The sequence below is a fragment of the Litorivivens sp. genome, assembly GCF_041625495.1.
Classification (GTDB): domain Bacteria; phylum Pseudomonadota; class Gammaproteobacteria; order Pseudomonadales; family Spongiibacteraceae; genus Litorivivens.
In genome coordinates this window covers 1-22417 of record NZ_JBFJTH010000016.1, presented here as the reverse complement: position 1 = coordinate 22417, position 22417 = coordinate 1, and the positions used below count along the sequence as shown (strand labels likewise).

At 54.5% G+C, this 22417-nt stretch carries 21 protein-coding genes and 1 other RNA gene; 13 read left to right on the top strand and 9 right to left on the bottom strand.

Translation table 11 applies throughout. The annotated features are described in order from the left end of the window. Position 1: 1 nt before the first annotated feature. The 4 genes from ABYP39_RS03330 to ABYP39_RS03315 form a co-directional block, all read right to left on the bottom strand. Complete coding sequence (locus ABYP39_RS03330; RefSeq protein WP_372759687.1) at positions 2-1630, bottom strand: hypothetical protein; 1629 nt, start codon at positions 1628-1630, stop codon at positions 2-4. A 299-nt stretch (positions 1631-1929) separates the two neighbouring features. Further along, complete coding sequence (locus ABYP39_RS03325) at positions 1930-2457, bottom strand: hypothetical protein (protein WP_372759686.1); 528 nt, start codon at positions 2455-2457, stop codon at positions 1930-1932. 116 nt (positions 2458-2573) lie between these two features. Then, positions 2574-2930: a transfer-messenger RNA gene (gene ssrA / locus ABYP39_RS03320) on the bottom strand. A gap of 63 nt (positions 2931-2993) precedes the next feature. Further along, positions 2994-4490, bottom strand: a complete 1497-nt coding sequence (locus tag ABYP39_RS03315) for an exopolyphosphatase (protein WP_372781133.1) — start codon at positions 4488-4490, stop codon at positions 2994-2996. Between the two features lie 205 nt (positions 4491-4695). Between ABYP39_RS03315 and ppk1 the strand changes: the two genes are divergently transcribed. Beyond that, entirely contained in the window at positions 4696-6801 is a 2106-nt protein-coding gene (gene ppk1 / locus ABYP39_RS03310; protein ID WP_372781131.1) for a polyphosphate kinase 1, read from the top strand. A 9-nt stretch (positions 6802-6810) separates the two neighbouring features. Here the strand turns inward: ppk1 and ABYP39_RS03305 are convergent, their stop codons facing one another. Genes ABYP39_RS03305 through smpB form a run of 3 tightly spaced genes read right to left on the bottom strand, consistent with a single transcriptional unit; the run spans position 6811 to position 8455 of the window. After that, positions 6811-7422 carry a methyltransferase gene (locus ABYP39_RS03305; protein ID WP_372749843.1) on the bottom strand — a complete coding sequence of 204 codons (612 nt, stop codon included), beginning with the start codon at positions 7420-7422 and terminating at the stop codon, positions 6811-6813. Positions 7423-7481: 59 nt separating this feature from the next. Continuing rightward, on the bottom strand, positions 7482-7979 hold the full coding sequence (locus ABYP39_RS03300) for a histidine phosphatase family protein (RefSeq protein WP_372781129.1): 498 nt from the start codon (positions 7977-7979) through the stop codon (positions 7482-7484). Further along, positions 7976-8455, bottom strand: a complete 480-nt coding sequence (smpB, locus tag ABYP39_RS03295; RefSeq protein WP_372749841.1) for an SsrA-binding protein SmpB — start codon at positions 8453-8455, stop codon at positions 7976-7978. Before smpB ends, ABYP39_RS03300 begins: the two co-directional genes overlap by 4 nt. A gap of 86 nt (positions 8456-8541) precedes the next feature. Here smpB and ABYP39_RS03290 point away from each other — a divergent pair, with 86 nt between their 5' ends. From ABYP39_RS03290 to ABYP39_RS03280, 3 genes are read left to right on the top strand one after another with little or no spacing between them, the layout of a single operon-like run. Next, positions 8542-9885 (top strand): sodium-dependent transporter, encoded by a 1344-nt coding sequence (locus ABYP39_RS03290; RefSeq protein WP_372781127.1) that lies wholly within the window; start codon positions 8542-8544, stop codon positions 9883-9885. A 23-nt stretch (positions 9886-9908) separates the two neighbouring features. Further along, on the top strand, positions 9909-10340 hold the full coding sequence (locus tag ABYP39_RS03285; RefSeq protein ID WP_372750360.1) for a type II toxin-antitoxin system RatA family toxin: 432 nt from the start codon (positions 9909-9911) through the stop codon (positions 10338-10340). Continuing rightward, a complete protein-coding gene (locus ABYP39_RS03280) occupies positions 10333-10659 on the top strand; it encodes an RnfH family protein (protein WP_372750361.1) in 327 nt (108 codons plus the stop codon). The genes ABYP39_RS03285 and ABYP39_RS03280 overlap by 8 nt, the downstream gene beginning before the upstream one ends. A gap of 11 nt (positions 10660-10670) precedes the next feature. On the opposite strand, the gene ABYP39_RS03275 is transcribed toward ABYP39_RS03280, so the two are convergent. Then, positions 10671-11129 (bottom strand): outer membrane protein assembly factor BamE, encoded by a 459-nt coding sequence (locus tag ABYP39_RS03275; RefSeq protein ID WP_372750362.1) that lies wholly within the window; start codon positions 11127-11129, stop codon positions 10671-10673. A 28-nt stretch (positions 11130-11157) separates the two neighbouring features. On the opposite strand from ABYP39_RS03275, the gene fur reads away from it, so the two are divergent. Further along, positions 11158-11574, top strand: a complete 417-nt coding sequence (gene fur / locus ABYP39_RS03270) for a ferric iron uptake transcriptional regulator (RefSeq protein WP_372750363.1) — start codon at positions 11158-11160, stop codon at positions 11572-11574. 88 nt (positions 11575-11662) lie between these two features. On the opposite strand, the gene recN is transcribed toward fur, so the two are convergent. Beyond that, a complete protein-coding gene (gene recN / locus ABYP39_RS03265; protein ID WP_372781125.1) occupies positions 11663-13330 on the bottom strand; it encodes a DNA repair protein RecN in 1668 nt (555 codons plus the stop codon). 142 nt (positions 13331-13472) lie between these two features. Between recN and hrcA the strand changes: the two genes are divergently transcribed. The 8 genes from hrcA (at position 13473) to ABYP39_RS03225 (ending at position 22233) form a co-directional block, all read left to right on the top strand. Further along, positions 13473-14522, top strand: a complete 1050-nt coding sequence (gene hrcA / locus ABYP39_RS03260; RefSeq protein ID WP_372748051.1) for a heat-inducible transcriptional repressor HrcA — start codon at positions 13473-13475, stop codon at positions 14520-14522. 123 nt (positions 14523-14645) lie between these two features. Next, positions 14646-15239 carry a nucleotide exchange factor GrpE gene (gene grpE / locus ABYP39_RS03255; protein ID WP_372748050.1) on the top strand — a complete coding sequence of 198 codons (594 nt, stop codon included), beginning with the start codon at positions 14646-14648 and terminating at the stop codon, positions 15237-15239. A 116-nt stretch (positions 15240-15355) separates the two neighbouring features. Next, the gene (dnaK, locus tag ABYP39_RS03250; RefSeq protein WP_372781123.1) at positions 15356-17278 is read left to right on the top strand and encodes a molecular chaperone DnaK; all 1923 of its coding nucleotides are present in this window, start codon (positions 15356-15358) and stop codon (positions 17276-17278) included. A 93-nt stretch (positions 17279-17371) separates the two neighbouring features. Beyond that, on the top strand, positions 17372-18505 hold the full coding sequence (gene dnaJ, locus ABYP39_RS03245) for a molecular chaperone DnaJ (protein ID WP_372748047.1): 1134 nt from the start codon (positions 17372-17374) through the stop codon (positions 18503-18505). A 124-nt stretch (positions 18506-18629) separates the two neighbouring features. Next, positions 18630-19436 (top strand): 4-hydroxy-tetrahydrodipicolinate reductase, encoded by an 807-nt coding sequence (gene dapB / locus ABYP39_RS03240; protein WP_372781121.1) that lies wholly within the window; start codon positions 18630-18632, stop codon positions 19434-19436. A gap of 222 nt (positions 19437-19658) precedes the next feature. Further along, positions 19659-20744 (top strand): MBL fold metallo-hydrolase, encoded by a 1086-nt coding sequence (locus ABYP39_RS03235; RefSeq protein ID WP_372781119.1) that lies wholly within the window; start codon positions 19659-19661, stop codon positions 20742-20744. Continuing rightward, positions 20725-21015 (top strand): acyl-CoA thioesterase, encoded by a 291-nt coding sequence (locus tag ABYP39_RS03230; RefSeq protein ID WP_372781117.1) that lies wholly within the window; start codon positions 20725-20727, stop codon positions 21013-21015. The genes ABYP39_RS03235 and ABYP39_RS03230 overlap by 20 nt, the downstream gene beginning before the upstream one ends. 246 nt (positions 21016-21261) lie before the next feature. Then, positions 21262-22233, top strand: coding sequence for a GGDEF domain-containing protein (locus tag ABYP39_RS03225; RefSeq protein WP_372781115.1), 972 nt, complete (start codon positions 21262-21264; stop codon positions 22231-22233). Positions 22234-22417 lie beyond the last annotated feature (184 nt).

The window sequence follows — 22417 nt, the reverse complement described above, 5'->3', positions numbered from 1 at the left end:
ATTAAAACGTGCTTTTACCCGTGATTAGTAGCTGGTACCGGTCCACTGTACGGCGATTGCGAAGGGGCGCGGCGATATCGACGTGAACTACGCGACCCTGACTTGCTTTGCTTGAACTGAAGCGCAAGCCTGCCCCTACATTCGCCAAAGTAACCGTGTTAGTTGCACCGGGTGTCTGTGTGTCGCGGGTTCGTCCGAAATCGATATAAGTTGCCGCGCCTACCCGAATCAAGTTAAAGATATGCCAATCGCTAAAATGACGCCGCTCCACCGTGAACAAAACACGTTGATCGCCGCGCTGAGTGTCGTTTGGATACCCTCTCAGGTTGTCATCACCGCCGCTGGTCAACTGTTCATTCTGATCGATATTGTGGGCCACATCGATGCGAAGGCGCGCATGCCAACGGTTGTTCTTGTCAATAAAATGGTTGTAGCGCGTTTCGAGTGTTAGCAAGTTGCTGATCGCACGATTTTGGTCAGTATTGTACCGGCCGTTTAGCCCGCCCGTCATTTGCAGTAGGTGGTGGCGGCCTACGCTGAGTGTGTATTGATGCCGAATGTGATAGATCAATGCGTTTTCATTACTACCCCAAGCATCGCTGGCATAGCCGGCGCGGGCAAACCAGTACGCGCCCAGGCGTATGTCTTCCTGTCGCCCAATTTGAGAGACGTTTCTTGCTGTCCAGTATTGATCCTCAATAGATTCAAAAGAAAGCCACGGATAGCGTAGTCGACGATCAATTGGCGGTGCTATTTGCGTGGCGGCGATATAGTAATATGAGGTGGTGTCATCGGTCAGGCCAACGGTCCAGCGCCGGCTCGTATTATTGATCAAGCCACGTGACCAGCCGTAGTAAACCTCTGTTTTTTCTATGTCAGTGCGAAAGCTGTTAAGTGTTTCGGTGGCGTTTGTAATCTCATCGATACGGGTTTCGTGCAGGTAGTAAATGCCGGCTGCCGTAGACGAGTTTAACGAGTAAAACGGGCGTTCCAGGCTCAGCTCCTTCACATGGCCGTCGGAATTATCTGAGTAGCTGATGTCCAGTTCCGTGTGGTTACCGAACAAATGGTCATTGCCGTAGCTGGCGCTTACACCGCTGCGGTCACTGTTGCTAAAGCGACCAATGGCCAACGACTGCCCCGTGCCCAGTAGATTGGATTCACTGATGCCTACATCGCTGGTATTTTCACCGCCTGCCCGCGAGAAAGACGCGGAGGGCGAGAGCGTCCATACGTCGCGTACCACAGTCAGTAATTCAATCTGGTCACCGCATACTCGATGCGGAACGATCATCGCGCCTGAGAAGTAATCACTATTTCGCAGGATTCGCTCGTTTTCTTCTATGACCCTTTCGTTTAGCTGTTGTTGCTCTTGAAAGGTAAGCTTCTTAGTAACGGTAGAGTTTTGCGTATCGATATGCAGGGTGTTTGCCACTCGGTAAAGCAGGTAATTTTCCTTGGGATCGTTTTCATTAAAGATAGGCAATACCACGGGCTCGATGTCGGTAATTGTCAAACCTTCAAACGCGGTGTAGTCGATAGCCTCTCGGGTGTCGAGGAAATCAAACAGCCGAGGGTCGTCGGCTGCGTAATACGATTGACAGTCTTGACTGTGTCCGACTTCGCCCATAACCCACGTAGCTGAGGACAGAGCGACCAGCAAAGTGAAATATGGGATTAGCCTCATGAACAGTTCGCACTTCTAACCGTTTGAGTAATTAGCGTAGAAGGATGTGAGATGGCCAACAATGTCATTGTGTATTATTGCGCAAATGACTCGCATTGTGTGCTAGGTGTGCCTCCACTCTATCTTGGAGGAGGGCCTGAAGTAATTCACGACTCTCGGGGCGGTATTTTTACCAGAAGAAAGAGTAGGGCCTTGCAGTGCGCTTTTGTCGCACGCTGCAAGGCAATAACTACCGCAAGCGATTAGAAACGATTCATGGTTCTCGTTTGTGCTACACGGTGGTTGTCTCTGCGATGGCTGTCACGATGGCGATAGGCATTGTCTTGATCGCTTCGGCGATGATGGTGTCGTTCGTCGTGACGCTCTCTATGCCAGGCGTGGTGATGGCGATCGTGGTCGTGATACTTGCGCTTATGGTACTTCTTCTTTTCCCACCGTGAGTGTGAGTGATAATGCTTGTCATAGTATTTGTGCGCGCGATAGTGTTTTTGCGGTTTGTGGTAGTGGCCGCGGTGATGACGATGCTGGTCGCCATGACAATTACGATGCGCATAGCGGTGGTTAACATGGTAGCTGGTTGTGTGATGATCTCGATCACGCGAATCGTAAGCGGCGTAGATTACAGCTGCACCTAACAACAAGGCGGCGGCCTCTTTCCCATCGGCTTGCGCTTGCGCAGGCGCGATGGCGACAGCCATTGCCAGCGCAGCGGCCCCAATGATGGCGCGGAAATCAGCGTATGGTCGGGTTGAATTGTTGGTTAATTGCATATTGGCATCCTCCTCGGAGCGTCAAATGCAATGTAACGTTGAGTATATGAATGAAGCCTGAAGGGGTGGCTGCCAAACAAAAAAGGCTTCACCTTTCGGCGAAGCCTTTTATGTATTGGTGGAGCCGGCGGGAATTGAACCCGCGTCCGTCAGCACTCTGCCGAGAGCTCTACATGCTTAGTTTCCGTTTATTGATTTAGCTTTCTGCAGCCCAACGGTCAGGACGCAGAACGCGAGTCTGCTAAAAGTTTAACAGCGCCGTGGCAGACACACTTTGCTGCGATCCCATTCTATATGACAGTCAATAGCGCGATATGGGCACCTTGCTAATGACCGCTAACGGGGTTTAAGCCGCTAGAGCGTAGTTGTCGTCGTTGGCAACTATAAATTAACAGCTTTGGATTAACGTGATTCGCTGTCCTCACGGCATGCACTCACGGTTTTGTTACCGGCGTCGAATCCAAATCGGCCCCAAAACCTGTCTGGCTATTGTAGCGGACTTTCCTTGCCTGTGTCATGGCATTCCTGTTGCCGGATCACAGAGCCGCTGTGCTGAGTTGGACGTCGACTACCCCGATTAGTTCCTGTTCTTCTTCCAAATCTGCCCGGGTGAGGGGATTATTGTCCAGCCAGGCCTGAGGGGCGCTCAGGACCAGCGACTTCTTGCCGGTTGCTTCTACCTGCACCTCGGGGGGGATGCTGCGGTTCTGGCGGCGGCGGTGGAGGATGCACGCCAGCCGAAACAGGGCCAGCAGCAGCCAGTCGGGGCGAATATTGTGCAATTGGCTGCCAGGTTTGGGCTTGCGGCGGTGATTCAGTACCAGAAAGGCGAGGCGAGCCTGTTCCTGTCGGGAAAAGCCGGGCATGTCGGCGTTGCTGAGAATGTAGCCGCCATGCTTGTGGTAGCCGCCGTGGGCGATGGCTAGCCCGATTTCGTGAAGGGCTGCCGCCCACCGCAGCAGTTGTTCTGCCTCACCTGCGTCAGTTTTAATTTCCGTTTTTACGCTCGGTAGCCAGCGCAGGGCAAGTTTGCAGATGCGCTCGGCCTGAGCAGTGTCTGCATAATATTGTTCAATCATGTGATTGATGGTGCTTTCGCGAGTGTCGTGGTGATGCAGGCGCCCGGCTAGGTCGTGCAGTATACCCTCGCGGACTGCATAGTCAGACGTTTCCATGGCTGAGATGTCGAGTTCTTCGAACAGGGCGATCAGGATGGCAAGGCCTCCAGGTAGTACGCTTTGCCGTTCAGTGCTCAGGCCTTTTATCTTTAAATCGTCACAGTTTTTGCTTTCCAGCATGGTTTCACGCAATTTATACATGCCGTCGAGCGTGATGGCGGTGCGGTCACTGAATTGGTTGTCGCGCACAATGCGGCCGATGGTGCGAATGGTACCGGAGGCACCGACGGCTTGATCCCAGGTTTGGCTGAAGGCTTCGATATGAGGCGCAAGCTCTCGGGCGGCGGCATTCTGTGCCTTGCGAAATCCCGTCTCACTGAGTTTGCCATCGGCAAAGAAGCGGCGGCTAAAGCTGACGCAGCCTATTCCGAGGCTTTCCATAATTTTGGGCTGTTTGGCGCCGACTACCAGTTCGGTTGAGCCGCCGCCGATATCCACAACCAGACGACGTTCGTCACCGGGAGAAAAGTCTCGCGCTACGCCTAGGTAAATCAGGCGGGCTTCTTCTGTGCCCGAAATGATATTGACGGGCGCAGGCAGCACCGCTTCGGCTTTTTCTAGAAATTCGCCGGCATTTTCGGCTGTGCGAAGGGTATTTGTACCGACGATACGGATATGGTCGGCAGGTACGCCGCGCAGGCGTTCTGCCATTTTGCTTAGACTTTCCAGTGCGCGTTCTATGGCTTGGGCGGACAGTACGTTTTTATCATCAAGCCCCGCGGCAAAACGCACCATATCCTTGTGGGTATCAAGCACGATGAGTTTATTTTGTTCAAAGCGGGCAATCAGCAGATGAAAGCTGTTCGAGCCGAGATCCAGCGCGGCGTATATCTCGGGCGTAGCATCAGGCGGCATGGGGGCTAAGGAACTCCTCGAGCGGTTATGCGAGTGGATTTTCAGTGTAGCCACAGCCGTGCGGGAAAGCGATATGCAAAAAGCACCGATCTCGTGCGAAACCCCATTAAGCTGCTATTCTGGCAATAAAAACAACGGTAACAAAAATGCAATGTGGTTGCTGTAGGCTGATGCCGCGTAGTGTTTGTTGGCGACGGAGGAATAGATGACTGACTCGGGAAATGTAGAACGCTGGATTCCCAAGGAGTTGAGTTGGCTGTCGTTTAATGAACGAGTGCTGCAGGAGGCCGCAGATCCTAGCGTGCCGGTGATCCAGCGGGTGCGTTACCTGGGGATTTTCTCCAATAATATGGATGAGTTTTTCCGGGTGCGGGTGGCAGACGTACGCCGTCTGGCGGCGTTTTCCACACCTTCCAAGCAGGAGGAGTTCAAGGCTTTGCTGGAGAAAATCCAGTTGCGCGTGGTTGAATTGCAAAGCCGCTTTGACCAAACCTACCTGGCCACTTTAAAGGAGCTACGCAAACGGGGTATCTACCTGATCAGCGAACGGCAGCTGGATGATCATCAGCGTGAATTTGCCCGCAATTTCTTCTTTGAAAATATCCAGCCCGAGCTGGTGCCGGTCATTCTGGACGACAATCATCCGCTGCCGGAATTGAACGATGCCTCGATTTATCTCGCCATCAAAATCGTCTCTGCGGATCAGGTACGCTATGCCATGCTGGAGGTGCCAACCGATCGCATCAGCCGATTCGTGAGTATTCCGTCGCGCAAAGGTAAACGGGGCAAGGTGATGATTGCGCTGGAGAATATGATCCGGGTATGTCTGCACGATGTTTTTCGCGGCATTTTCCAGCTCGACAGCGTGGAAGCTTACACCGTTAAACTGACGCGTGATGCGGAGCTGGAACTGGGAGAAGAAGTCACAGAAAGCTTTTTTGAGCGTATGGAACGCAGCCTGAAACGCCGCCGCAAGGCTGATCCAGTGCGTTTTGTGTATGACAGTGAAATGCCGGCAGACTTGCGAGATTATCTGGCGCGCCGCCTCGGTCTGGGGCGTCTGGATTCGGTTCTTCCTGGGGGGCGCTACCACAACTCCAAAGATTTTATGGGGTTCCCGAACCTTGGACCTGCCTATCTGGAATTGAAGCCGCTACCGAAAATACCGCTGCCTGCGGTTGACCGGTTCGACAATATTTTCGATGCCATCGCCCAGCGCGATGTGCTGCTGTATTACCCATATAACAGTTTCACCTATGTGATTAATTTTCTGCGCACGGCGGCGATTGACCCGGCGGTGCGTTCAATTTCTCTCAGCCTTTATCGTGTGGCGTCGAACTCCCATGTGGTGGATGCCTTGATTAACGCCGTGGCTAACCATAAAGATGTATTGGTGGTTGTGGAGCTGCAGGCGCGCTTTGATGAAGAGGCCAATATGGCGCTATCGCACCGGCTTCAGGAGGGGGGAGTGAACGTCATTTTCGGTGTGCCGGGGCTTAAGGTGCATGGCAAATTGATCTCTGTTACCCGCCAGGAAAATAATAGTCTGCGCTACTACACCCACATTGGAACGGGAAATTTTAACGAAAAAACGGCCGAGGTCTATACGGATTTCAGCCTGCTGACCTTTAATCAGGAAATTGGGGAAGAGGCTTTCAAAACCTTCGAGTTTATTCGCTACACCTATCGCCGCCCCAACTATAAGCACTTGATTGTGTCGCCCATCAATTCGCGCGAGCGCTTGCTAGCGATGATTGATCACGAGATCGACAATGCTCATAAGGGGCGGTCCTGTGGGCTGACGTTCAAGTGTAATAATCTCGTTGATCAGGCGATGATCGATAAGCTGTATGAAGCGAGTCAGGCCGGAGTGCCGGTGCGGCTTATTGTACGTGGTATGTGCTCGCTGGTGCCGGGGGTGAAAGGTGTTAGCGATAATATCGAGGCTATCAGTATTGTCGATCGCTATCTGGAACACCCGCGTATTTTTATGTTTTACAACGCAGGTGACCCGCAATATTACCTGTCATCGGCAGATTTGATGACGCGTAATATAGACTACAGGGTGGAGGTTATGTGCCCGATCTACGACGAGGGTCATAAGAAAACGTTGCAGGATATTCTCGATATACAGTGGTCTGACAATGTAAAGGCGAGGGTGCTCGACGCCACGCAGGCCAATCGTCTGAGGTTGCCGCGAAAGAAAAATGCCAAGCGTATTCGCTCGCAAGAGGCGATTCATCGCTATTTAAGCAAGGGGCGGCTGCCGAGGTTGCGCAAGCTCAATTATAAGCCGCCAAGCGATGGCTGATGGGGTTGGCTAGCTTTCCACGACAAGCAGGTTGCCGTCCACCTTGCGTGGTTTGGTTATGCTCCAGTCCAGCAGTTCGCCGCCAAAGGCCTCTTCGCAGCGTTTGGCAAGCTCAAGAAAGGGGGGGCGGCCCGGGTCGGCGATGATAATTTTGCCAACTTTGGCTTTTACTGCTTTCTGTACGAGGCTGAACAGTGGGTCGACAAGTTCATCCCAGAAGCAAATATCTCCACCCAGTACCAGCTCGTAGCCCTTAAGGTCTTTGATTTTCAGCTCTTCATAGCGTGCCACCAGCTGGTCAATTTCAACCTCATTGATAATGCTGTGGGCATCGAGAAAGGAAAATACGTGAGGGTCGGCGTCAGTTGCTGTGACCAGCGCGTCGAAGTGTTTGGCGCAGAAAATGGACAGCAGTCCCCAGCCACAACCTATTTCGAGAATCTCGGAGCCAGCATCGGGTGTGTGCTTTTTCAGGTAGTCCATGATCATGAAACTTGATCCCCAGACCTTGGTGCCATGTATCTCCGGGGTGGGTAGCTGTTCCGTAATATGTTTGATCAGGGAGTGTTTCTTTTTGAGGATGATCAGGTCGTTGACGTGGTAATAGTCTTCGTTAGCCATGGGTGCTCTTTGTTATTAAACAGACGGATACGCCAGTGCGGCACGGTAAGTTAACAGTTTCAGGTAACCGTTTTTGGCGGTGACTCCATATGCAGTAGATCGGCGCAGCCGGCGCGGGCCTGATCCCAGTATTCCACCTTCAGGTGAAGCTCGGCAAAAGCGCCAGTGGGAAAATGCTTCAAGGGCTGCCCCGTCAGCAGGCGTATCACGTCTTCAAATGCCGGGTTGTGACCAACAACGAGAATGCAGTCCAGTTTGGGGTCGCGCTCGCGAATCCAGTTGAGCAGGATGTCGGCATCAAAGGTGTAGAGGGCGTCGTCGAGGGTCAGTTCGCCGGTAGGGGCGTCTAGAGCATCGCGCACCCGCTTGATGGTGCTGCGACAGCGTTTTGCCGGGCTACAGAAGATGTGCTGCACTTTGTGGCAGTATTCGCCAACCACGGTAGCCATGGCAACCGCGTCTCGCTTGCCGCGTTTGTTGAGCGGTCGATCGATATCATCCAGCGATTCGTCGTCATGGCTGGATTTTGCGTGTCTGAGTAGGTAAAGCGTCTTCACTTGTTATGTTCGCGCAGAACCCGTTGTTTCTGGCGGTCCCAGTCGCGTTCCTTCTCCGTGTCGCGTTTGTCGTGTTGTTGCTTGCCCTTGGCCAGACAAATTTCGGCCTTGATCAGGTGTTTTTTCCAATACAGGGCGGTGCAGACACAGGTATAGCCTTTTTGCTGGGTGGCTTCAAGCAGCCTGCCGAGCTCTTTGGAGTGCAGCAACAGCTTGCGGGTGCGTGTCGGATCGGTTACGTAATGCGTCGATACAGTCTGCAGCGGGGTGAACTGGGTGCCGATTAGCCAGGCCTCGCCGTCTTTGAGCAGTACATAGCTCTCGGTTATCTGCGCTTTGCCGGCGCGCGCGCTTTTTACTTCCCAGCCCTGCAGGGCTACACCGGCTTCAAATTTGTCGGTGAGATGGAAATCGTGACGAGCGCGTTTGTTCAGCGCAATCGTGGAACTATTCTGTTTTGGTTTCTTGGCAGCCATGGGCGCGCATTATAGGGGTTCTCACTGGTAAAGCCTACGGAGCTGAGTGAAAATGGCAGCATAATAATTTTCTGGGGATGCTGGAGTTGCAACGAGAAACTCTGCAAGGTGTTTGGGTCAGCCGCTGGACCTTTGTGGCAGCGGCGGCTGGGCTGGCTATTGGGCTGGGTAACTTTTGGCGCTTTCCGCATGAAGTGGGCCACTACGGAGGGCTGCTTTATATCCTCATGTACCTGGGATTCGTGCTGCTGATTGCCACGCCTGTCATGCTGGCAGAGGTGGTCATGGGCAGCCGCGGTAGAGCGAACCCGGAAACGAGCATCCGCTACCTGAATCTTGAATCCGGCAGCAGGGGAATCTGGCGGCTGGCGCCTATGCTGGCCATGGTGACGGGTTTGCTTATGCTGGCCCACCTGGCGGTGATCGCAGGGTGGGTGCTCAATTACGCGTATTACCTTGGCGATACCAAGCTTGAAGCCACAAGTATTGAATTTGCCGGAGAGTTTTTTGCGACTTATGTGTCGTCAAGCGAGGAGATGACGAAAGGGTTTACCGGCTTTATCTTATTGCTGGCCCCCTTGGCCATGCTGCGTATGACCTTTGCTACCGGGCAATTGTTACGCCTGCTGGTGCCATTGATTCTGATTGCCCTGCTGGCGCTGCTGTACGCCTCGGCAGTAATGGGCGATTTACCCGCTGGATTGGCATGGATGTTTTCTGTGCATCCGGAAGACGTGGGTCCCGACGCCGTGGTGTCGGCTCTTGGCCAAGCGTTCTATACGCTCGGGATTGGCGTCGGCGCGATGATGGTCTACGGTGCGTACTTCCCCGATGGTCGTTCTATTTCGCGCCAAGTGGTGGCCGTGGTGGCGATCGATACGGCCGTCGCGCTGGTAGCTGGCGTGAGTATTTATGCTCTGGTTCTGGGGCAGAATATCGAGCCCGGCAATAGCGTGGCACTGCTGTTTATTAGTTTGCCCTATGTGTTCGGAAATATGCCCTTTGGCGATCTGCTCGGTGCGCTGTTTTTCTGCCTGATTGGCCTGGTGATGCTGTGCAGCGCATTGGCCCTGATTGAGCCATCAGTCGCGTGGATGGTCGAAAAAACACCGCTGCCACGTTGGCTCGCGGTAGTGCTGCTTACCCTGTTGTTGTGGAGCGGCGGCATGTTCGTAATCGTCGATATTGCAGCGCCGGGACCGGCTCAGTGGCTGTATTTACTCAATCGCGCGGCGGCGGATTATTTGTTGCCATTAAGTGCGCTGGGTCTTGCGCTGTATGCGGGGTGGGTCTTGCGCGATGTGCAGGCGCGCGACGAGCTCTACTACTGTGGTGCACGAACCTTTTGGATTTGGCGATTGCTTTTGCGGTATATTGCGCCCCCGGCAATTCTGGCGGTACTGGTGATTTCGGTGCGTCAGGGGTTTTAGCAATTTCCTGAACGGGTGAAGTAATGACAACCATCAGTCGCAGCGCGCTGCTGCCCTATTCAGCGGAGCAGGTTTTCGAACTGATCAACGATGTGTCCAGCTATCCCCAGTTTATGGATGGCTGTGTTGGCGCCGAAATTCTCACGGAAAGTGAGGATCGTATGGTTGCCCGGCTGGATCTTGCGCGTGGCGGCGTCAGTCAAAGCTTCACCACCAGTAATACGCTGGCGCGGCCAGCCGAAATTAAATTGGAGTTGGTCGACGGTCCCTTTGACAGCTTTACGGGGCGCTGGACCTTGCTGGCCTTGAATGAGCAAGCGTGCAAGGTGTCTCTGTTTCTGAGTTTTACGCTCAGTAGTGCGGTATTGGGGGCAGCGGCCAAGCAACTGTTCAATAGCGCTGCCAATTCAATGGTTGATGCGATGGTTAAGCGGGCGAAAGTGGTTTATGGCTGAGACAATGATTCATGTGGAGGTGGTTTACGCCACGCCAGACAAACAGCAAATTGTGGCATTGGAATTGCCTGCAGGAACCACGGTTCGTGAGGCTGCGCTGAAATCTGGCCTTGACAGGCAGTTCGATGGATTGGATTTGAGTACGGCCGACCTCGGCGTGTTTGGGAAGGCTGTACCCAAGGCTGAGAGTGTTGAGTTGCAAAGCGGTGATCGCGTGGAAATATACCGGCCGCTTATTGCAGATCCGAAAGAAGTGCGAAAACAGCGCGCGGCAAAGGTCAAAGCTCGACAGGAAGCAGAAGGGCGTCGCAAAGCCTGATGGATTGGGGGCTACAGCTGCTCGGTTTCCTGCTGCTCCAGCAACGGCTCGCTTTCTTCCAGTGGCTCGCCGGCTGGTGCGGGCTGGCTTCGCTCGGTGCTAACGATGGTGCTTTCGTAGTGGCTTAGCACGCCTTCCGCAAAGAATACGGTTAGGCGCTGCTTTTCCAGGGTGTCGTCGGGCTTGCGTACCATGTGCAGATAGTCCCAACGGTCCGGGGTGAAACTATCGCGCAGCAGCGGGGTGCCGAGAATGAATTCAACCTGGCTGGCAGACAGGCCAGGCTCGAGCTGGCTTACCATTTCCTCGGTTACGATATTGCCCTGTTCAATCTGTACCCGGTATACCCCGGGGAACTCCATCGTGCTGCAGGCCAGCAGTGGGGAAAGAATAAACAGCAGTGCGACAGCTTTGCGGATCATCAGGTACTTAACTTTCATCGATAGTGAAGGCGTGGGATAATAGCGCAATCTGTTTTCCAACGCTAAGGGATATACCATGTCCGTCGAAAATCGGGAATTGAAGAAGGCCGGACTAAAGGTCACCCTGCCCCGTGTAAAAATCCTTGAGTTGCTGGAGACCGCTGAAAACGACAATCAGCACCTTAGCGCTGAAGACGTCTATCGCACGCTGATGGAGTCGGGCGAAGACGTCGGTCTGGCCACGGTATACCGGGTTCTGACCCAGTTTGAATCGGCAGGTTTGGTTGTTCGGCATAATTTTGAAGGCGGTCATTCCGTATTTGAGTTGGCTAAAGGCGAACATCACGATCACATGGTGCGTTTGGACACCGGTGAAGTGGTAGAGTTCTGTGACGAAGTGATTGAAAAGCGCCAGCGTCAGATTGTGGATGAGATGGGTTTTGAGCTTATAGACCACAGCCTGGTGCTGTATGTGAAGCCGAAGAAAAAGTAGGGCTTACCGTTAATCGAAAAAGCCGGCCATAGCGCCGGCTTTTTTATTTGCATTGCCCGTGGGTTGGCGCATAGCGCCTGCCAGCAGGTTAGTGGGCGGTCGCGACCATCTCGCGGGCGTGTGCCAGGGTGTTGTCGGTAATGGCTACGCCGCCCAGCATGCGGGCAATCTCCGCCACTTTTTCATTGTCGTTTAGGGCCACCAGCTGGGTTTTCACTGATTTCTTGTTGGATTGTTTGCTGACCTTGATATGGTGGTTGGCCTGACTTGCCACCTGCGGCTGGTGGGTTACACACAGCACCTGTGTGGTCTGTCCCAGCTGCTGCAGCAGGCTGCCAACAATTTCTGCCGTTGCCCCGCCAATGCCTACATCTATCTCGTCAAAGATGATGGTGGGCACGGTTACGGCCTGTGCATTGACCACGTGAATCGCCAGACTGATGCGCGACAGCTCGCCCCCAGAGGCAATTTTGTTCAGCGGGCCGGGTTTGCTGCCGGGGTTGGTGCTGATCAGAAATTCAACATCTTCGAGCCCATGGCTGGGCAGGGTGTCGGGTTCGGCTGGTGCCAGTTGAATCTGGAAGCGGCAGTTGGCCATCGACAGGTCGGCGAGGTGGGATTCAACCTTTTTGCTGATGGTGGCGGCGGCCTTTTGCCGCTTTTTGCTGAGGGTGCCCGCTGCGCTGCGGTAGCGCTTTTCCAACTCGGCGAGTTCGCTCTGCAGGCCGGAGATGCTGTTGCCGCCGCCCTGAATGGCGTCGAGTTCCTGTTGCAGTCTGTCTTGCAGTTCCGGCAGTTCGTGTGGTTTGCAGTGGTGCTTGCGGGCGATCTGGTAAACGGTATCGAGTCTTTCTTCAATCTCGTGCAAGCGCGCGGGATCTACCTCGACGCGATCCAGGTGGTGTTGGAGTTCGCTGCTGGCTTCTTCAATTTGTATCAACGCGGTTTGCAGTAGATCGTCGGCGGCGTTCTGGTGCTCGGACTTTACCGGGCTGGCACGCAGTGACGATAGGGCCTGATGCAATATGCCCAGGGCGTTTACTTCGCCTTCCTTGCAGAGGTTCAGGGCGTGATTACTGGCATTGAGTATGTGCTCGGCGTTGGCCAGTGCTTTCTGTTCCTGTTCCAGCGCTTCAACCTCGCCAGGCTGCAGTGCCAGCGCCAGTAATTCATCAAGCTGGTATTCGAGCAGCTGGGCGCGGGCTTTCTGCTCGTCGCTGTGTTCGGTGAGGGCATTCAGCTTATGCCGGGTTTTCTGATGTTTGCGGGCTAAATCTGCCACGTCCAGAGCCAACTCGCTGACACCTGCGCAGATATCTAGCAGGTCGCGTTGGTAATCCTTTTTCAAGAGGGATTGGTGTTCATGCTGGCTGTGAATATCGACCAGAAAATCACCGAGGGTTCGCACATCTTGCAGTGTTGAGGGTTGGCCATTGATATAGGCGCGGGAGCGGCCTTCAGCGGTGATGACCCGGCGCAGCATCAGCTCTTCGCCGTCGAGCAGGTCGCGGCTTTCCAGCCAGGCCTTGGCGCCGGCAATGGCTGTGATGTCAAACAGGGCGTGCACTTCAGCTTTGTCGGTTCCGTGGCGTACTATACCGGCGTCCGCGCGGTCGCCGAGGGCGAGGCCGAGAGCGTCGAGCATGATGGATTTGCCCGCGCCGGTTTCACCGGTGAGAGCAGTCATGCCGTTTCGCAGGTCGATATCCAGGCTTTCTGCTATGGCGTAGTTGCGAATACAAAGATGTGTCAGCATGTCGGGCACCTGTCGGTATACTGGTTATATGGATAGTGGTGTCTATTTATACAGTAAAACCGGTTTATGGAACAGGGGCGATTGTAAAAAACCTGATGCTGGCTAGAATGCTTTCGAGGCAGTGGCATTATTTGAGAATACTATGGTTGCAGATGTACTGAATGATCGCGCCCAGAAACTCCTGAAAGTGCTGGTTGAGCGCTACATTCGAGAGGGTCAGCCGGTAGGCTCGAAAACCCTGCTGCAGGACAGTGGTCTGCCGGTCAGTGCGGCTACTGTACGCAATATCATGGCGGAGCTGGAAGAGCGCGGTTATGTGGTTTCTCCGCATACTTCTGCCGGCCGTATGCCAACCCAGCGCGGTTATCGATTCTTTGTGGATTCGCTTATTACGGTATCGCCGCTGGAAGGTCGTATTCTGGATAATCTCAAAAGCGAGTTGGATGCGGAGAAGCCTTCAGATGAGCTGATAGCGTCGGCTTCCCAACTGTTGTCCAGCCTGACCCGGCAGGCCGGGCTGGTTACCCTGCCCAGTCGTCACCGCCTGTCTCTGCGTCAGGTGGAATTTCTTCCGCTGGCGGACAATCGGATTCTGGTCATTCTGGTGGTAAATCAGCGTGAGGTGCAAAATCGCGTTATTCGCACCGAGCGCGCGTTTACCGAGTCAGAGCTAAAGCAGGCCGCCAACTACATCAATCAGCATTATGCGGGCCGTGATCTGGATACTATCCGCGATGCGCTGCTGACGGCCATGCGCAGTGATAAGGACGATATTGATCGCTACATGCAGGCCTCGCTCGATCTGGCGGCGCGCGCCCTGGAAATGGATGGTGAGGGCGACCGTCCGGCCGAATATGTGCTGGCAGGGGAGAGTCAGTTGCTCGATGCTGCCACGCCGGACAATCTCGACAAGATGCGCGAATTGTTCAACGCCTTTGCCCGCAAGAAAGACATCCTGGATCTTGTGGACCGCTGTCTGCTGGCAGACGGAGTGCAGATCTTTATTGGCGAAGAGTCTGGCTACAAGGCTTTCGGTGATTTCTCCGTCATTACGGCGCCTTATCAGTTGGGTGACGGGCGGCCGCTGGGTGTATTGGGGGTCATAGGCCCCACACGCATGGCCTATGAGCGGGTTATTCCCATGGTGGATGTGACTGCGCGGATGCTGAGTCTGGCTTTGCGAGCTGGCTAACCTACTGTTTTGTCTTAATAAAAAGAATAATTTTTAACTTCAGCCTTGAATTCTTGCAGATCGGCCCCATTGAAGGCCTGCACGGCGTTGGGCCGGTGTCAGAATCAACGATGGAGTCAAAGCGTGGCTGAGGAAAACAGAAAAGAGCAGGACGAGAAGGCAGCACAAGAGCAGACTGAAGAAGAAAGCAGTCAGCCAGAAACGCTCGCCGATGCAGAATCTGAGCAGGTGGCTGAAGTTGGGTCGAGCGACGATCTGCAGGCCCAGATCGACGCTCTGCAGCAGGAATTGACCGATGCCAAGGATCAGGCCCTGCGTACTGCTGCTGAGGCCCAGAACATCCGTCGGCGTGCAGAAATTGATGCCGACAATGCCCGAAAGTTCGCCGTTGAGCGCTTTGCCAAAGACTTGCTGCCGGTGGTAGACAACCTGGAGCGAGCCCTGGAGAACGCGCCTCAGGATCATGCCGATGATGCGGTGAAAGCTGTGCTGGAAGGTGTGGAGCTGACCTACCGCAGCTTTGCCGACATGCTTGAAAAACATAACCTCAAAGCGATCAACCCGGAAGGCGAGCCCTTCGATCCGCAATTGCATGAAGCCATGTCTATGGTGGAGGCGCCCGGTGCTGAGCCGAATTCGGTCATTCAGGTGGTGCAGAAAGGTTACACCCTGAACGAGCGTCTGCTGCGCGCGGCTATGGTGGTTGTGTCGAAATAGGCAGTTAAATCGACAAAATATGCGAATGGCCCTTGAAATCAGCCGGATAGGGCCAATATAGAAACCAGACACGAATTGAAAAGGACCCGCACGGCGGGCCAAGTGGAGAGAGAAACATGGGTAAGATCATTGGTATTGACCTCGGTACTACCAACTCCTGCGTTGCCATCCGGGATGGTGACAAGGTCAAAGTCATTGAAAACGCTGAAGGTGCACGTACCACGCCTTCCATCGTTGCCTACACCGAAGACGGTGAGGTTCTGGTTGGTCAGAGCACCAAGCGTCAGGCGGTAACTAATCCGCACAACACTCTGTATGCGGTCAAGCGTTTGATCGGTCGTCGCTTTGAGGACGATGTTGTACAGAAAGACATCAAAATGGTGCCTTACAAGATCGTCAAGGCCGACAATGGCGATGCATGGGTGGAAGCTCGCGGTGAGAAAATGGCGCCGCCCCAAGTCTCTGCAGACGTACTGAAGAAAATGAAGAAAACCGCTGAGGACTACCTCGGTGAAGAAGTAACCGAAGCGGTTATCACCGTGCCGGCCTACTTTAATGATTCTCAGCGTCAGGCTACCAAAGATGCTGGCCGTATCGCTGGCCTAGACGTGAAGCGCATTATCAATGAGCCAACTGCAGCCGCGTTGGCTTACGGTATGGACAACCTCGAAGGCGATCGCACAATTGCGGTTTACGACTTGGGCGGTGGTACCTTCGATATCTCCATCATTGAAATTGCTGAAGTTGATGGCGAGCACCAGTTTGAAGTGCTGGCTACCAACGGTGATACCTTCCTCGGTGGTGAGGATTTCGACCTGCGCCTGATTGACTATCTGGCGAGCGAGTTCAAGAAAGACAACAGTATCGACCTGAAGGGCGATCCGCTGGCGATGCAGCGCCTGAAAGAGGCTGCTGAGAAAGCAAAAATTGAATTGTCCTCCAGTCAGCAGACCGAAGTGAATCTGCCTTACATCACCGCAGATGCTTCCGGTCCGAAACACTTGGTGGTCAAACTGACCCGCGCCAAACTGGAGTCGCTGGTAGAAGAACTGGTAGACCGTTCACTGGAGCCGATGAAAGTGGCTCTGAAAGACGCGGGACTGTCCGCCTCTGAAATTGGCGATGTGATTCTGGTTGGCGGCCAAACCCGTATGCCGATGGTGCAGAAGAAAGTTGCTGAATTCTTCGGCAAGGAAGCGCGTAAGGACGTGAACCCCGACGAAGCTGTTGCCATGGGTGCAGCCCTGCAGGGTGCAGTACTGGCCGGGGACGTAAAAGACGTGCTGTTGCTGGACGTAACTCCGCTGACCCTGGGCATTGAAACCATGGGTGGCGTGGCGACTCCGCTGATTGAGAAAAACACTACGATCCCGACTAAAAAGTCTCAGATCTTCTCGACAGCTGAAGACAACCAGACTGCGGTAACTATTCACGTGGTGCAGGGCGAGCGCAAACAAGCTGCCCAGAACAAATCGCTGGGCCGATTTGATTTGGCCGACATTCCGCCTGCACAGCGCGGTATGCCGCAGATCGAAGTAACTTTCGATATCGATGCCAACGGTATCCTGCACGTGTCTGCTAAAGACAAGGCAACTGGCAAAGAGCAGTCCATCGTGATCAAGGCCTCTGGTGGTCTGAGCGATGCCGATATCGATAAAATGGTTCAGGAAGCGGAAGCCCACGCTGACGAAGACAAGAAGTTCGAAGAGCTGGTTACCGCTAGGAACATGGCCGAGGGGCTGGCCCATGCCACGCGCAAGACGCTGAACGAAGCGGGTGACAAGGCGAGTGACGAAGAGAAGGCCGCGATTGAAGAGGCGCTGAAGGCTGTCGACGAAGCGGTGAAAGGCGACGACAAAGAGGCGATTGACGCTGCTGCCCAGAAACTGGGTGAGGCTTCCAACTCTTTGGCGCAGAAGATGTACGCCGAACAGGCTGCTGAAGCACAGGCGGGCGAGCAGCCCGACGGTGACGGCTCTGCCGCAGATGATGTGGTTGATGCGGAGTTCGAGGAAGTGAAGGACGAAGACAAGAAGTAAAAGTGTCAGGCGCCTGACTTCGGGCGTCGGACTATGAAGCGCCGGGCCTTGTGCCCGGCGTCTTAGCTTGGGTTGGTGGTACGGACAAAACACATGTCAAAACGCGATTATTACGAAGTATTGGGTGTCGAAAAAGGCGCTTCCGATCAGGAAATCAAGAAGGCCTACCGACGCCTGGCCATGAAGTATCACCCGGACCGCAATCCGGATGACGATACGGCCAAGGCGCGTTTTCAGGAAGCCAGTGAAGCCTACGAAGTGCTCTCCGACGAAGAAAAGCGCGGCGCCTATGACCGCTTCGGCCATCAGGGTGTCGATGGCATGGCAGGTGGCGCGGGTGCCGGTGGCTTTGGTGGCGGCAGCTTCAGCGATATTTTTGGTGATGTGTTTGGTGATATTTTTGGCGGTGGAGGTGGTGGCCGTGGCCGCGGTGGCCCGCAGCGCGGATCAGATCTGCGCTACACCCTAGAGATTGATCTGGAGCAGGCAGTAAAAGGAACCACTGCCAAGATCAAAATTCCAACGCTGGTTGGTTGTAATACCTGCGATAGCAGTGGCGCCAAACCTGGTAGCAAGCCGGTAACCTGTAGCACCTGTGGCGGTGTTGGCCAGGTGCGCATGCAGCAGGGTTTCTTTTCGGTGCAACAAACCTGTCCTGCCTGTCACGGTAAGGGCAAGACCATCAGTGATCCCTGTAACAGCTGCCATGGTCAGGGGCGTGTTGAAGAAACCAAGACCCTGTCAGTCAAGGTGCCGCCGGGTGTCGATACTGGCGATCGTATTCGTCTGGCCGGCGAAGGCGAGGCGGGTGCCGATGGTGGCCCTGCGGGTGACCTCTACGTGCAGATGGCGGTCAAATCTCACCCGATTTTTGAGCGGGACGGCAAACACCTGTATTGCGAAGTGCCTATTTCCATTGCTGATGCCGCACTGGGTGGTGAAATGGAAGTGCCTACGCTGGATGGTCGTGTAAAACTTAAAATTCCGGCGGAAACGCAAACCGGTAAACTGTTTCGCTTGCGTGGCAAAGGCATTAAACCCGTGCGTGGCGGTACTGTTGGTGACTTGTTGTGTCGGGTGGTTGTGGAAACCCCTGTGAACCTCAACAAGAAGCAGAAAGAGCTGCTTGAAGAATTCCAGCGCTCGCTGGAGGGTGACTCACATTCGCCGCGTCGTAAAAGCTGGTTTGATGGGGTAAAAGAATTTTTCGATGACCTGAAAATCTGACCTCGTTTCATGGTTGAACTTGCTCTCGCCGTTATGAAGTTAACCGGCTGGGGGCGGGCTCTGCTCGCGAATCGGCGCGCAGACATCTAGAATAACGCAATTCTTATTTAGCACGGATCAAACAATGACCACCCGAATCGCAGTTACCGGCGCCGCTGGCCGCATGGGCAAAACTCTTATCGAAGCCATCAATCTGGCGGACGGTTGTGAACTGACGGCGGCTATTGAGCGCCCGGACAGTTCTCTCATTGGGGCCGATGCCGGCGAACTGGCGGGCATGGGTAAAAATGGCGTCAAAGTGGCAGGAACTATTGACGACGTCATCAATGACTTTGATGTGCTGATCGATTTCACTGTTCCAGCGGCCACCTTGGCGAATGCCAAGGCCTGTGGTGCGGCGGGCAAGAAAATCGTGATTGGAACCACCGGTTTCGATGCGCAGCAAAAAACAGAGCTGGACGCAGCGGTAGGGAGCATCGCCGTATGTCAGGCTTCCAATTTCAGTACGGGTGTGAACCTTTGCTTTAAGTTGCTGGAAATGGCCGCCGGTGTGCTTGGTGATGATGTGGATATCGAGATTGTTGAAGCCCACCATCGCCACAAAATTGATGCGCCGTCCGGTACCGCATTGAGCATGGGGCAGGTTGTTGCCGATACGCTGGGACGTGATCTGCAAAAGGTCGCCGTCTACGGGCGTGAAGGCCAGACGGGTGCGCGCGAGAGAGAAACGATTGGCTTTGCAACCGTGCGCGGCGGTGATGTGGTGGGTGATCATACGGTCAGTTTTTTCGCTGAAGGTGAGCGGGTCGAAATTACCCACAAGGCAAGTTCACGTATGTCGTTTGCTCGCGGCGCTGTTCGCGCGGCGAAATGGCTGGATGAACAAGGCGCAGGTCGTTATGACATGCGCGATGTTCTCGGATTTAACTAGGGCGTCTCTCTCGGTCAGGTGGCTGAGACAGCGCTTAACTCTCCGGCTGCCAGACCAAACGATTTATCGTTGGCGCTTTGCTCTTTTGCGCCTGAGTTGGCGCTAGCATTTCTGTTGTTCTCAATACTGTTCGGGTACGAATACGCACCTACGGCTACGCTGGCGACGCAAGTTTATTGATCACAGCAGTGATGATGGGTGGGTTCGACGTAGGGGGTGAACTTGGTTGTCCGGTCGTTGCTCGCCGGTATGGCGCTGGCGGTTGTATCTGTAGTGTTTGCAGGGTGCTCTCCAGCGCGCTATCAGGGGCCGGTTGGCGATCATTTTGATGGCAAGCGATTTCACAACGCGGATCCCTTTCCTCACGGTTTCAGTGATCTGTTGTCCTACATGCTCCGGCGTGAGCGTATAGTATGGTCGCGGGACGACACCTTGCCGCCATCCCCACGACCAGCTCCCAGAATGGCACGAGGCGAGCTCAGAATTACCTGGGTCAATCACTCGACGTTACTATTACAGGCGGATGGACTGAACCTGTTAACTGACCCTATCTGGTCTGAACGCGCCAGTCCGGTAAGTTTTGCTGGCCCCCAGCGGCATCATCCGCCGGGGATCGCCTTCGATGAGTTGCCGTCAATTGACGTGGTGATGATCAGTCACAGTCATTTTGACCATATGGATTTCCCAAGCCTGCGGCGTTTGCAAAAGGTGCACGATCCGCTGTTTGTCGTGCCGCTGGGGAACCGAACTCTGCTGACACCTTTGGGCATCGACAACGTGATTGAGCTGGATTGGTGGCAAGACGTTGAGCTTGCTAATGGTTGTCGACTTAGCGCAGTTGAAGTGAAGCACTGGTCGAACCGAAGGGTGCTGCCGTCAGATCAAAACCTGAGCCTCTGGTCGGGTTTTGTGCTGGAAACCACCGGAGGGCCAGTGTATTTCGGTGGTGATAGTGGCTACGGCGAGCATTACCGCGAAACCCATAAACGCTATGGGCAAATGCGCGCAGCTATGCTGCCAATCGGTGCTTATTTACCCCGTTGGTTTATGGCCTACCAGCACATGGGGCCTGACGAGGCAGTTGTGGCGCATAGTGAGCTGCAGTCACATTTCAGTCTAGGTGTTCACTGGGGGGCATTCAAACTGTCGCCAGAGCGGCGTTTTCAGGCGGTAGAGCGGCTGCAGGTACTGTCTGCGGCCGGCGTTATCCCGGTTGGTGAGTTCATTGCGCCGACCCCCGGCACTCCCTATGATGTTCCCCCTCTTGAAGCGACCGAATCCGAGCCCCATGTCACGCGTTGTCATTGAACTGCCTGAAACTCTGCCCTTTCGAACTGAGATACCTGTCCTGATTGGTCATGTGAATCGCGGTAACCACCTGGGTAATGATGCCGTTGTCAGCTTGCTGAATGAAGCGCGCTTACGCTTCACCTTGCAGCGCGGTTTCAGCGAAAACGATGCGTCGCTTGGGCTGATGATGGTTAATGCAGATCTGGCGATGACTTACCATTCGGAAGGCCGTTATGGCGAAGTAATGGTGGTTGATGTGGGTGTCACTGGTTTTCACCGCTGTGGTTAAGATGTGGTTTATCAGGTGAGCGAACGTGAAAGTGGGCGTGCTATTGCCCGGGCCAAAACTGCACACATATTAATAGATAGTGCCAGCGGCAAGACGGTTTCAGAGCCAGCGGGTTATTTCGATCCCCTGCGAGGCCTTTGAATTCGGGGCTTTCGCGCCTATAGAGGCTGTGTCAATTACGTATGTTCAGCGGCGACCAGCGTCGGTAGATTAGGTTGTAGAAAATGCCGTTTAAAGGAAACTGCAATGGATATACGACCATTAATCATAGGTGCATTGCTCGGTGTGACCGGGTTGGCACTGGGTGTGGTGCTGTTTTTCGCCGGCAACGCAGGCGTGATGACGCTGACCGCTGATGCCGTAATGCTGCCATGGTTTGGGTTTGCCCTTGTTGCTGTATTGCTGGCCGTCTGGGTAAGCGGGATGGTGCTTACGCGACGTCTTAATGAGCCACTACTGGCACTGGCGGAGTCCGTTTCCCGGATCAATCGCGGTAAGCTGGAGCGTCCGATTCCCTACTTGAGTCGAAGAGACGGGATTGGCCAGCTGGCTCGGGCGCTGGTGGCCCTGTCTGCGCGGCAGCGGTTGGAGGTGTCTTCAGCCATCGATGAGGCCCAACAAGCCAGGCGCTCGCTCATGGTGGCCAATAATCGTTTGGGTGAAGTAAACGACGAATTACAGGCATCTCGCGCCGAGTTGGGCTCTATCCAGAGCAGGCTGGAAACAGTTGAAGTGTCTGATCAGGCAACCGGCCTGCTCAATCACCGTTTTTTCGAGCAGGCTCTGGCAAGCGAGCTCAAGCGAATCCAGCGCAATGGCAAGGCCTTGTCTGTAGCCCTCTATCGGGTGACCGGCTGGAGTGCGCTGGTTCGTCGGCACGGCAAGGAAGTTGCTAACGGAGTCATGGCGAAAATAGGTAATGTGATCGCTGATACGGTGCGCACTACCGATCTGGTGGCCCGCTACAGCGACGATTCTATCGTGCTGATGTTGCCTGAAACTTCTGGCCGCAGTGCCGGGCGGGTGGTTGAAGATATTCATAAGCTGATCGCGCTGATGGAATTTGATTCTCCGGTTCGTCAAAACGAAGTGCTGGTTGCTGGCGGCTTGGCGGCGACGGATACCGATGACGGAACGAGCGAGGATATCCCTTCGCGGTTGGAGCAGGCGCTTATCCGCTCGATGGCGGAAGGGGGCGAGGCGCTGGGCGTCGCCTGATGAGGCGCATCTGCCTCTTTCTGCCTGTTGGCGCCGCGGCCCTGCCGGTATCTGCCAAGCTTGGCAAAACCGGACAAAATCAATCTGAATGGCGGCTATTCTATAGATAAATAGAGCGTTTTGCGGGAATCGGCGGTGGACAGCTTCAGGGCACTTCGCGTAAAATCGCGCGCCAGAATCCTGT

Coding starts and splice junctions, on each gene's coding strand:
- ppk1 (WP_372781131.1), top strand. CDS start 4,696: ATGACTGACTCGGGAAATGTAGAACGCTGGATTCCCAAGGAGTTGAGT.
- fur (WP_372750363.1), top strand. CDS start 11,158: ATGTCCGTCGAAAATCGGGAATTGAAGAAGGCCGGACTAAAGGTCACC.
- ABYP39_RS03280 (WP_372750361.1), top strand. CDS start 10,333: ATGGCTGAGACAATGATTCATGTGGAGGTGGTTTACGCCACGCCAGAC.
- dnaK (WP_372781123.1), top strand. CDS start 15,356: ATGGGTAAGATCATTGGTATTGACCTCGGTACTACCAACTCCTGCGTT.
- ABYP39_RS03325 (WP_372759686.1), bottom strand. CDS start 2,457: ATGCAATTAACCAACAATTCAACCCGACCATACGCTGATTTCCGCGCC.
- ABYP39_RS03305 (WP_372749843.1), bottom strand. CDS start 7,422: ATGGCTAACGAAGACTATTACCACGTCAACGACCTGATCATCCTCAAA.
- ABYP39_RS03315 (WP_372781133.1), bottom strand. CDS start 4,490: ATGCCGCCTGATGCTACGCCCGAGATATACGCCGCGCTGGATCTCGGC.
- dnaJ (WP_372748047.1), top strand. CDS start 17,372: ATGTCAAAACGCGATTATTACGAAGTATTGGGTGTCGAAAAAGGCGCT.
- ABYP39_RS03230 (WP_372781117.1), top strand. CDS start 20,725: ATGTCACGCGTTGTCATTGAACTGCCTGAAACTCTGCCCTTTCGAACT.
- recN (WP_372781125.1), bottom strand. CDS start 13,330: ATGCTGACACATCTTTGTATTCGCAACTACGCCATAGCAGAAAGCCTG.
- hrcA (WP_372748051.1), top strand. CDS start 13,473: ATGGTTGCAGATGTACTGAATGATCGCGCCCAGAAACTCCTGAAAGTG.
- dapB (WP_372781121.1), top strand. CDS start 18,630: ATGACCACCCGAATCGCAGTTACCGGCGCCGCTGGCCGCATGGGCAAA.
- smpB (WP_372749841.1), bottom strand. CDS start 8,455: ATGGCTGCCAAGAAACCAAAACAGAATAGTTCCACGATTGCGCTGAAC.
- ABYP39_RS03330 (WP_372759687.1), bottom strand. CDS start 1,630: ATGGGCGAAGTCGGACACAGTCAAGACTGTCAATCGTATTACGCAGCC.
- ABYP39_RS03225 (WP_372781115.1), top strand. CDS start 21,262: ATGGATATACGACCATTAATCATAGGTGCATTGCTCGGTGTGACCGGG.
- ABYP39_RS03285 (WP_372750360.1), top strand. CDS start 9,909: ATGACAACCATCAGTCGCAGCGCGCTGCTGCCCTATTCAGCGGAGCAG.